General features: G+C 65.5%; 8 protein-coding genes. 5 read left to right on the top strand and 3 right to left on the bottom strand.

All coding sequences use genetic code 11. The features are described from left to right. Positions 1-45: 45 nt before the first annotated feature. From ftsH to PSV33_RS03145, 5 genes are all read left to right on the top strand, one after another. Entirely contained in the window at positions 46-1965 is a 1920-nt protein-coding gene (ftsH, locus tag PSV33_RS03125; RefSeq protein WP_300558556.1) for an ATP-dependent zinc metalloprotease FtsH, read from the top strand. Positions 1966-2053: 88 nt separating this feature from the next. Continuing rightward, a complete protein-coding gene (gene folP, locus PSV33_RS03130) occupies positions 2054-2947 on the top strand; it encodes a dihydropteroate synthase (RefSeq protein ID WP_300558558.1) in 894 nt (297 codons plus the stop codon). Positions 2948-2996: 49 nt separating this feature from the next. Next, positions 2997-4328 carry a phosphoglucosamine mutase gene (gene glmM / locus PSV33_RS03135; protein WP_300558594.1) on the top strand — a complete coding sequence of 444 codons (1332 nt, stop codon included), beginning with the start codon at positions 2997-2999 and terminating at the stop codon, positions 4326-4328. A 195-nt stretch (positions 4329-4523) separates the two neighbouring features. Then, positions 4524-5030, top strand: a complete 507-nt coding sequence (locus PSV33_RS03140) for a hemerythrin domain-containing protein (RefSeq protein WP_300558597.1) — start codon at positions 4524-4526, stop codon at positions 5028-5030. Beyond that, on the top strand, positions 5027-5659 hold the full coding sequence (locus tag PSV33_RS03145) for a YitT family protein (protein ID WP_300558599.1): 633 nt from the start codon (positions 5027-5029) through the stop codon (positions 5657-5659). The genes PSV33_RS03140 and PSV33_RS03145 overlap by 4 nt, the downstream gene beginning before the upstream one ends. 40 nt (positions 5660-5699) lie before the next feature. On the opposite strand, the gene PSV33_RS03150 is transcribed toward PSV33_RS03145, so the two are convergent. The 3 genes from PSV33_RS03150 to PSV33_RS03160 form a co-directional block, all read right to left on the bottom strand. Continuing rightward, positions 5700-5843: a DUF3149 domain-containing protein gene (locus tag PSV33_RS03150; RefSeq protein ID WP_300558601.1), complete on the bottom strand. Its 144-nt coding sequence runs from the start codon at positions 5841-5843 to the stop codon at positions 5700-5702. 187 nt (positions 5844-6030) lie between these two features. Next, positions 6031-7467: an efflux transporter outer membrane subunit gene (locus tag PSV33_RS03155; RefSeq protein WP_300558604.1), complete on the bottom strand. Its 1437-nt coding sequence runs from the start codon at positions 7465-7467 to the stop codon at positions 6031-6033. 8 nt (positions 7468-7475) lie between these two features. Beyond that, positions 7476-10721 (bottom strand): efflux RND transporter permease subunit, encoded by a 3246-nt coding sequence (locus tag PSV33_RS03160; RefSeq protein ID WP_300558606.1) that lies wholly within the window; start codon positions 10719-10721, stop codon positions 7476-7478. Positions 10722-11042: the final 321 nt, after the last annotated feature.

Genomic DNA, 11042 nt, shown 5'->3' on the forward strand with positions numbered 1-11042 from the left:
TAAAATCAGGCGCATGTGCCTTGTGTTCCTCTATCGGAGACATCCTTGAACAATCAGTGGTTTTCAAAAATTGCAATCTGGCTGGTGATCGCCATGGTGCTGTTCACCGTTTTCAAGCAATTTGATACACGCGGTGGCGCCGGTACGAATTACCTTGGGTACTCCGAATTCCTTGACGAGGTCAAGGGCAAACGCATCAAGTCCGCGACCATCGCGGAAGGCCAGGGCGGCACGGAAATTTCGGCTGTCACGACCGATGACCGCCGCATCCGCACCACGGCCACCTACCTGGACCGCGGTCTGGTCGGCGACCTGATCGCCAATGACGTCAAGTTCGACGTCAAGCCGCGCGAAGAAGGCTCGCTCCTGATGACCCTGCTGGTCAGCTGGGGTCCGATGCTGTTGCTGATCGGCGTCTGGATCTACTTCATGCGGCAAATGCAGGGCGGCGGCAAGGGCGGGGCCTTCAGCTTCGGCAAGTCCAAGGCCCGCATGCTCGACGAGTCCACCAATACCGTGACCTTTGCCGACGTTGCAGGCTGCGACGAGGCCAAGGAAGAGGTCAAGGAAGTGGTCGATTTCCTGAAAGACCCGCAGAAATTCCAAAAGCTGGGCGGACGCATTCCGCGCGGCCTGTTGCTGGTCGGCCCTCCGGGCACCGGCAAGACCCTGCTCGCCAAAGGCATTGCCGGCGAAGCCAAGGTTCCGTTTTTCTCGATTTCCGGCTCCGACTTTGTCGAGATGTTCGTCGGCGTGGGCGCAGCCCGGGTGCGCGACATGTTCGACAACGCCAAGAAAAACGCGCCCTGCATCATCTTCATTGACGAGATCGACGCTGTCGGCCGCCAGCGTGGTGCAGGCCTGGGCGGCGGCAACGACGAGCGCGAGCAGACGCTCAACCAGATGCTGGTGGAGATGGATGGCTTTGAAACCAATGTCGGCGTGATTGTGGTGGCCGCCACCAACCGGCCCGACATCCTGGACTCGGCCTTGCTGCGTCCCGGCCGTTTTGACCGCCAGGTGTACGTGACCCTGCCCGATATCCGTGGCCGCGAGCAGATCCTCAATGTGCACATGCGCAAGGTGCCACTCGGCCAGGACGTCAATGCCAGCGTGATCGCCCGCGGCACCCCCGGCATGTCCGGCGCCGATCTGGCCAACCTCTGCAACGAAGCCGCCCTGATGGCCGCGCGTCGCAGTGCGCGCACCGTGGAAATGCAGGACTTCGAAAAAGCCAAGGACAAGATCCTCATGGGCCCCGAGCGCAAGAGCATGGTCATGCCCGAGTCCGAGCGCAGGAACACCGCCTACCACGAGTCGGGTCATGCCCTGCTCGGCAAGATGCTGCCCAAGTGTGACCCGGTGCACAAGGTCACCATCATTCCTCGCGGCCGTGCGCTGGGCGTCACCATGAGCCTGCCGGCCCAGGACCGCTACAGCTATGACCGCGAGTACATGCTGAGCCAGATCAGCATGCTGTTTGGCGGGCGCATCGCCGAAGAAGTCTTCATGAACCAGATGACCACCGGTGCCAGCAACGACTTCGAACGCGCCACCGCGCTGGCCAGGGACATGGTCACGCGTTACGGCATGAGCGAGGCGCTCGGCCCCATGGTGTACGCCGAGAATGAAGGCGAAGTGTTCCTGGGTCGTTCGGTGACCAAGACCAACAACATGAGCGAGTCGACCCTGAAAAAGGTCGACGACGAGGTACGCCGCATCATCGACCAGCAGTACGCCCAGGCGCGCACGCTGATTGAAGACAACCAGGACAAGATTCACGCCATGGCCAAGGCCCTGCTGGAGTGGGAAACCATTGATGTCGAGCAGCTCGACGACATCATGGCCGGCCGGGAGCCGCGTCCACCCAAAGACTGGACACCGCGCAATTCGTCCGTCGGTGGCGGCGGCCCGAGCGGCGGCACGCCGGCGGTCGCGACCGATCCTGCACCGACGGTGGCCTGAGCGCCTCCGTTCACATGACAACCGGGGCGCGTCCCCGGTTTTTTCATGGGCACTTCAGTTTCCGCCAACCCTGTTTCAGGAGTACCGCTTGATCTGGCAAACCTCGCGCTTTCAAATCGACCTTGAGCAGCCCCGTGTGATGGGCATCGTCAACGTCACGCCGGATTCGTTCTCCGACGGCGGCAACTACTTCCCGGCGGGCGGTGCGCCGCGCGCTGCGTTTGCGCATTGTGAGCAGCTTGTCAAGGACGGCGCCGACATGCTGGACATCGGCGGCGAATCGACCCGACCCGGCGCACCACCGGTGCCGCTGGACGAAGAGCTGGCCCGCGTGTTGCCGGTGGTGCGCCATGCGGTCACCCTGGGTGTGCCGGTATCGGTGGACACCTACAAGCCCGGGATCATGGCCGCCGTGCTGGACCTGGGGGCCGACATCATCAACGACATCTGGGCTTTGCGCCAGCCGGGTGCCGCCCGGGTGGTGGCCGCGCACCCGGGCTGCGGCGTCTGCCTGATGCACATGCACCGTGAACCGCAGACCATGCAGGCCGTGCCCATGGAGGGCGACGTGCTGCCGCAGGTACTGGATTTCCTGGTCCAGGCGGCGGGCGAGCTGCGCGCGCTGGGCGTGGCGGCCGGCCGCATCGTGCTCGACCCGGGCATTGGTTTCGGCAAGACCGTGGCGCAGAATTTTGCGTTGCTGGCGCGTCAGCGCGAGCTGCTTGCGGCCGGTTACCCGCTGCTGGCCGGCTGGTCGCGCAAGTCCTCGCTGGCGGCTGTCAGCAGCAACTCGCTGGCCCAAGTGGCGCAGCTCGACATTCTCGACCGCATGGTGCCCAGCGTGACTGCCGCCGTGCTGGCTGCGGACCGCGGTGCCCGGGTCGTGCGTGTGCACGATGTCCGGGAAACCGTGCAGGCCCTGAAGGTCTGGCTGGCTGCCACGGCGCCGCAGCCTACAAGCGGGCTGGTCGGCGCACCTTAGAATTTCCCTCGGCGTTGATCGACGCCATCACAACCAGAGACCCACCGCAATGACAAGAAAATATTTCGGCACCGACGGCATTCGCGGTACCGTGGGCCAGGCGCCCATCACGCCCGATTTTGTGCTGCGCCTGGCGCATGCTGTCGGCCGGGTGCTGAAAAAGACCGAGGCCCGGCCCACCGTGCTGATCGGCAAGGACACCCGCATTTCCGGCTACATGCTCGAAAGTGCGCTGGAGTCGGGTTTCAACTCTGCCGGCGTTGATGTGGTGCTGCTCGGGCCCTTGCCGACACCGGGCGTGGCCTACCTCACGCGTACGCAGCGTGCCAGCCTGGGCGTGGTGATCAGTGCCAGCCACAACGCCTTTCCCGACAACGGCATCAAGTTTTTCAGCGCCCAGGGTGCCAAGCTGCCGGACGCGTGGGAAGAGGAAGTCGAAGCGGTGCTGGAGCAGGCGCCGGTGTGGGCGGACTCGCCCAACCTCGGCAAGACGCGCCGGCTCGACGATGCCGCCGGCCGCTACATCGAGTTCTGCAAAAGCACTTTTGCCAATGACCTGACGCTCAAGGGCATGAAGATCGTTGTGGATGCGGCGCACGGTGCGGCCTACCACATTGCGCCGGAAGTCTTTCATGAGCTGGGCGCCGAGGTCATCGCCATCGGCTGCGCGCCCGACGGCATGAACATCAACCACGAGGTCGGCGCGACCCATCCCGAGGCGCTGATCAAGGCCGTCAAGGCCTATGGGGCGGACTATGGCGTGGCCCTGGACGGCGACGCCGACCGGCTCCAGCTGGTGGACGCCCAGGGCCGGCTCTTCAATGGCGATGAAGTGCTGTACCTGATGGTGGCCGAACGCCTGGCGCGCGGCGAAAAAGTGCCTGGCGCGGTCGGTACCCTGATGACCAACATGGCGGTCGAGGTGGCCCTGAAAGCCCGAGGCGTCGAGTTTGTACGCGCCAAGGTCGGCGACCGCTACGTGCTGGAAGAACTCGAAAAACACGGCTGGCTGCTCGGCGGCGAAGGTTCCGGCCACCTGCTGGCGCTGGACAAACACAGCACCGGCGACGGCCTGATCAGCGCGCTGCAGGTCCTGCAGGCCTGTGTGCGCAGCGGCAAGACCCTGGCCCAGCTGCTGTCCGATGTGACGCTGTTTCCGCAGACGCTGATCAATGTGCGGCTGCAGCCCGGCCAGGACTGGAAAAGCAGTGCGGCCCTGGCCGACATGAGCCGCAGCGTCGAAGCCGAACTCGGCGACAGTGGCCGGCTGCTGATCCGCGCCAGCGGCACCGAGCCGCTGCTGCGCGTCATGGTGGAGGCGCGCGACGCCGCGCAGGCGCTGGCCTGCGCCGAACGTGTGGCCGACACCATCAGGCGCTGACGCCGGCTTTCGGCAATAAAGAGTGCCTCTGGCCCAAGAGGACCGGGCGCGGACAGCTATCAAAAGCAGAGCATCCTGACCAGGATGACAGCCCTTCACGCCGGGATCTCCGACGCATGGATTCATGACCTGGATCAAGTTTTTTCCGCGGTGGATTGCGTAAGCTTGCGCATCACCCCTGCCGGAGCCTTGAACATGCCGAATCTTGAATGGTCTGACGCGCTGGCGCTCGACCTGCCCGCGATGGATGACACCCATCGGGAATTTGTCGATCTGCTCGCGCAGGTTGAAACGGCGGCTGACGACGCCTTGCTGGCCCACTGGCGTGTGCTGCTGGACCACACCGACGAGCATTTCAGCCGGGAAGACCGCTGGATGCAGGACACGCGGTTTTCATCGTCCAACTGCCACAGCGTGCAGCACAAGGTTGTGCTGCAGGTCATGCGTGAAGGCCTGGCTGGCGGCGAAACCGGCAACCTGAAAATGTTGCGCGACATGGCGCGTGAGCTTGCGTTCTGGTTTCCCCAGCACGCCCAGACCATGGATGCCGCGCTCGCCCTGCACCTGCGCGGCATCGGTTACGACCCGGTCACCGGCGTGGTTGCCATGCCGGCGGCCCTGCCCAGGGACATCATTCACGGTTGCGGCGGCGCCAGCTGCACCGACACCCAGGCGCCCGCAGCCACCGCGCAGGCGGCATGAGCACCGCGCCTGCCGTTGCGACCGGTGCCATGGGCGTGCCGCACCACCGCCTGCATGAGGATGTGCAGGCCCTCACCACGGGCACCCTGTTTGTGGCGCTGGGCGTGGTCATGTTCGGTCACGCTGGCCTGCTGACGGGCGGCACGGCCGGCATCGCTTTCCTGATTCACTACGCCACCGGACTGAGTTTCAGCCTCGCGTTTTTTATGGTGAACCTGCCGTTTTATTTCTTTGCCTGGCGGCGCATGGGCTTGGCCTTCACCCTCAAGACCTTTGCGGCCGTGGGCCTGCTGTCGCTCTTCACCTGGGTGCTTCCGCAGGGCTTGGCCTTCGGTTACCTGTCACCCGCGCTGGCAGCGGTGCTGGGTGGCCTGCTCTGCGGCGCGGGCATGCTGATCGTGTTTCGCCATGGCGCCAGCCTGGGCGGTTTGAACATCGTGGTGCTTTACCTGCAGGAGCGCCTGGGCTGGCGCGCCGGCAAGGTGCAGATGGCCATGGACGGACTGATCGTGCTGGGTGCGCTGTGGGTGACTGACTGGCAGCGGGTGGCACTGTCGGTGCTGGGCGCGGTGGTGCTGAACCTCGCCCTGGCCATCAACCACCGGCCCGGCCGGTACATGGCGATGTAGCCCTGGGCTTCAAGGCCGCATCGCGCACCCAGGGTCTGGTCTATTTGCCGGCGCGTTTGGCGTCCTGGTCCATCTTGCCCATGAACAGCATGAAGAAAAACACGCCCATGCCAATCATGAAGGCAATGCCGATGACGGTCATGAGGCCGTAATCGGTGGAAAACAGGTCAGTCAACAGTTTCATGGTGGTCGCTCCTTGGTGTTGCTGCCACTATGACCTGCCCGTGTGAAATACATACTGACGCAGGTCAACAATGCCTGCCTGAAGCCGCCTTTGGCCAGGCATTTGTGCCGACTTTCAGGAAATCAGGGCGCCAGCCCAATGACCACGTGCGCTGGGTGCTATTGAAATCGAAGCGCAGCTGCATCGCTCATGGCGATGACTCCGCCTGCCAGCCGCCACCGAGCGACTGGATCAGCGCCACAGCGGTCGTCTGGCGGTCGGCCATGGCTTGCACCAGTGCACGGCGCGCGCTCAGGGCGGTGGCCTGTGCCGAAATGACTTCGGTATAGCCCACCAGGCCGCTGCGGTAGCGGTTGAGCACCTGCTGCTCGACCTGGTCGGCCGATGCGGAGGCCTGCCGGCGCAGTTCCTGCTGCCTCAAGAGCACACGGGTGGCGGCCAGCTGGTCCTCGACATCCTGGAAGGCGGCCAGCACGGTCTGGCGGTAACGCGCCACGGTCTGGGCATGGGCCGCCTCGCTGCCGTCCACGCGGGCGCCGGTGGCCCCGGCATTGAACAGCACCTGCGCAGCTGACAGGCCCAGCGACCAGGCCATGCTGGACGCGCTGAACAGGTCCGCCACGCGGCTCGCGCCCAGGCCATAGGAGGCGCTCAGGGACAGCTTGGGGTAATAGGCGCTTTTGGCGATGCCGATCTGCTCGTTGGCGGCCGCCACGCGGCGTTCGGCCGCAGCGATGTCGGGCCGGCGTTGCAGCAGCGTCGACGGCACACCCACCGGCACCTCGGGCACGGAAGGTTTCCACGCCGCACGTGCGAGCGAGAAGTTGCCTGGCGCCTCGCCGACCAGCACCGCGATGGCATGCTCAAGCTGCGCGCGTTGCCGCTGAAGGCCGGCATCGTCGGCCTGGGCGTTGGCCAGCTGGGTTTGCGCCTGCAGCACATCGGTCTTGCCGACAATGCCCGCGTCGTAGCGGTTACGGGCAATTTCCAGCGCGCGTTGGTAGCCCTGCAGGGTGTCCTCGAGCAGGCTTTTCTGCGCGTCCAGCTGGCGCAGCGAGAAGTAGTTGATGGCCAGCTCACCTTGCGCCGACAGCCTGGCCGAGGCCAGGTCGGCGGCGCTGGCCTGGGCGCCCGCGGTGGCACCATCGACCGCGCGACCGAGACGGCCCCAGACGTCGGGTTCCCAGCTGCCGCCTATGCTCAGCTGGTAATTGTTGCCGGTGCGTCCGCCCGTGCTGCCGGTTGTGTTTGTGCTGGTACTGCTGCTGCCATCGCTGCCGGAGCGGGTGGCGCCGCTGCCCAGCGTGACCGCCGGAAAGAGGGAGGCGCGTTGCTCGCGCACCAGCGCCCGCGCCTGCGCGTAGCCGGCCACGGCGGCTGCGACGTTCTGGTTGGACACCTCCACCCGCGCGGCCAGCTGGTCGAGCACCGGGTCGCCGAACAGCGACCACCAGGGGCCGCGTTCCAGGGCATCGGCCGGCGCCGCGGGCACCCAGCCTTCGGCCTCCTTGTAGCTGCCGACCTCGGGTGTGAGCGGCCGCTGGTAGCTAGGACCGACAGCGCAGCCGCTGATCAGAACGGCAAGCGCAGCGGCAATAGGGTAAAGCGTGAATCTGGATCGCATGGCAGGCCTCATTGCAGTTGCAGCGGCACACCGGGCGGTGGCACGCCGGCATCGTCGGGGTGACGGCTCAGGTGGCGCTCGGACGGGCTGCGGCGGCGCAGCTTGTCGAGCAGGATATAGACCACCGGCGTGGTGAGCAGCGTGAGCAGCTGGCTGGCAATCAGGCCACCGATGATGGAAATGCCCAGCGGCCGTCGCAGCTCGGCACCTTCGCCGAAACCGATGGCCAGCGGCAGCGCGCCCAGGATGGCGGCCAGCGTGGTCATCAGGATGGGGCGGAAGCGCAGCAGGCAGGCTTCGCGCACTGCTTCGACAGCCGACAGGCCGCGCGAGCGCTCGGCCTCGATCGCAAAGTCGATGATCAGGATGGCATTTTTCTTGACGATGCCGATCAGCAGAAAGACGCCTATCAGCGCGATGATGGAAAACTCCATCTTGAACAACATCAGCGCCAGCACCGCGCCCACGCCGGCCGAGGGCAGGGTGGACAACACCGTGATCGGGTGCACCAGGCTCTCGTACAGGATGCCCAGCACGATGTAGATCACGATCAGCGCGGCCAGGATCAGCAGCGGCTGCTCGTTTTGCGATTGCTGGGCGCTGAGCGCCGTTCCCGAAAAGCTGCCGCGCACATTGTTGGGCAGGCGGATCTCTGCCTCCGCCTGCTTCACCGCATCCTGTGCTTCGCTGAGCGGCACGCCTTCGGCCAGGTTGAAGGACACCGTGGTCGAAAGCTCGCCGTCTTCGTGGCTGATCGACGCGGCCGTCGGGTTTTGGCTGAAGCTCGCAATCGCCGAGAGCGGCACCATGGTGGTGACTGCCGCGCTCAGCGCCTGGCCCGAGGAGGGATCGCGCAGTGCCGGGTTGACGACGCTGGTGCTGGTGGCCGGGGCTGCCGCGGCGAGGGTCGTGCCGTTGCCGCCGCGTGCGGGAACATAGATGTCCTTCAGCGATTCCGGGCTCTGGATGTAACGCGGCGCCACGCCCATGATGACCTTGTACTGGTTCAGGTCCGCATAAATGGTGGCGACCTGGCGCTGGCCGAAGCCGTTGTACAGCGCGTTGTCCACATCGCGCGAATTGATGCCCAGTCGCGCGGCGCTGTCCTTGTCCACGGTGACCATGGTCTCCACACCGTTTTCCTGTTGGTCGGTGTCCACGTCGGTCAACGCCGGTTGCAGCTTCATCTGCTCGGCCAGGCGTGTTGCCCAGACCTTCAGGTCGGCGGCATTGTCGCTTTTGAGGGTGTACTGGTAAGTGGAGTTGCTGGCCCGTCCGCCGCCGCGCAGGTCCTGCACCGGGTTCAGAAACAGGGTGATGCCGGTGATCTGCGCCAGTTGCGGACGCAGCCTCGCGATCACCGCTTGTCCCTTGTCCGTGCGCTGGCTCACCGGCTTGAGGTTGATGAACATGAAGCCGCCGCCGGCGCGCGAGCCGCCGGTGAAACCGACCACCGTATCAACCGCCGGGTCGGCGCGGATGATGTCCACCAGCGCCTTGAGCTTGCTCTGCATGGCCTGGAAGGAAATGCTGCGGTCGGCGCGTATGCCGCCGCTGATCTGCCCGCTGTCCTGCTGCGGAAAGTAACCCTTGGGAACGGCGACGAACAGGTAGATATTGAGCGCGATGACCGCCAGCAGGCTCAGCATCACGATCACGCGGCTGGCCAGCGCCCAGTCGAGGCTGATCTCGTAGCCGCGGTGCAGCTGCCTGAAGGCCGCTTCGAACCAGCGCGCCACCCGCCCCGGCGGCTTCGTGTGGGCGTCAGGCTTGAGCAGCCAGGCGCACATCATGGGGGTGGTGGTCAGCGAGATCAGCAGCGAGATCAGCACCGCCGCTGACAGCGTGACCGCGAACTCGCGGAACAGCCGGCCGGTCTGCCCACCCATGAACAGCAGCGGAATGAACACCGCCACCAGCGACAGGCTGATGGACAGCACGGTAAAGCCTACCTCGCGCGCGCCGAGCAGCGCGGCCTGGAAACGGTCCATGCCGGCCTCGATGTGCCGGCTGGTGTTTTCCAGCACCACGATGGCGTCATCCACCACGAAGCCGGTGGCCACGGTGAGCGCCATCAGGCTCAGGTTGTTCAGGCTGAAGCCCAGGAAATACATGACGCCGAAGGTGCCCAGCAGCGAGACCACGGTGGCGACGGCGGGAATCACGGTAGCGCGTGCGCTGCGCAAAAAGGCGCTCACCACCAGCACCACCAGTGCGATCGAGATCAGCAGCGTGATCTCGATCTCCTTGAGCGAGGCGCGTATGGAATTGGTGCGGTCCGAGGCGATGTGCAGCACCACGTCCTGCGGCAGCTGGGCCTGCAGCTCGGGCAGCAGGGCGCGCACGCCGTCCACTGTGGCGATCACATTCGCATCGGGCTGGCGCGTCACCAGCACGATCACGGCCGGCTCGCCATTGAACAGGCCCAGGGTGTTGATGTTCTCCACGCCATCGACGACCTCGGCCACATCGCGCAGGCGGATCGCCGCGTTGTTGCGCCAGGCCACGACCAGGTCACGGTAGTCCGCCGCCTTGCGCCCGCCGCTGGCCGTGCTGGCGCCGGAATAGATTTGCAGGCGCTGGCCGTTGCCTTCGATCGCGCCCTTGGGCCGGTTGGCGTTGGACGCCTGCAGGGCGGCTCGCACGTCTTCCATGCTGACGCCATAGCGGTTCAGCGCAAACGGCAGCAGGTCCACCCGCACGGCCGGCAGGGAACCCCCGCCGAGCTCCACGTCGCCGACGCCCGGCACTTGCGCAATTTTCTGCTGCACGAGGTTGGAGACTTCGTCATAGATCTGGCCGGGTGCGCGGGTTTTGGATGTCAGCGCCAGGATGATGACCGGCGCCGCGGCCGGGTTCGCCTTGCGGTAGGTCGGGTTGCTGCGCAAGGTGGCGGGCAGGTCGGCGCGCGAGGCATTGATGGCGGCCTGCACTTCACGCGCCGCCGCGTCGATCTTGCGGTTCAGGTCGAACTGCAGGCTGATGCGGGTCGAGCCGGTGCCGCTGCTGGACGTCATTTCGTTGACGCCCGCGATCGTGCCCAGACGCCGCTCCAGCGGCGTTGCCACACTGCTGGCCATGGTGGACGGGCTGGCGCCGGGCAGCGAGGCACTGACCGAAATCGTCGGGAAGTCGACCTGCGGCAGCGGCGAGACCGGCAACACGAAGAACGCGCCTATGCCAGCCAGTGCCAGGCCGATGGTCAGCAGGACCGTGGCTACCGGGCGGCGGACGAAGGGTTCGGAGAGGTTCACCTGCCGGTTCCTCGTGTCGCCGGCGGGGCGGTTGCGCATTGAGCCAGTTTCAATGGCGATGCACAAGCTGGTTGGCCGGGAGGTGTCCCTTCAACCGTTCGGGCTGAGCCTGTCGAAGCCGTCTCTTGATTCCACGGGCGGTGGTTCGCCGGCAAGCCGGGGGTTGCCCGGCGGCAAGTAACTTTCTTTTGCGTCGCCAAAAGAAAGTCACCAAAGAAAAGGCGACCCGACAGTCTGGGTCCCTCCGCTTCGCTGCGGGCAACCTGCGGTGCTCGGTAAAAGCGGGGTCTCGCTCGAACTCGCCTTCGGCTCAGACAATCG

This window comes from Polaromonas sp., from assembly GCF_029945895.1.
Classification (GTDB): domain Bacteria; phylum Pseudomonadota; class Gammaproteobacteria; order Burkholderiales; family Burkholderiaceae_C; genus Polaromonas.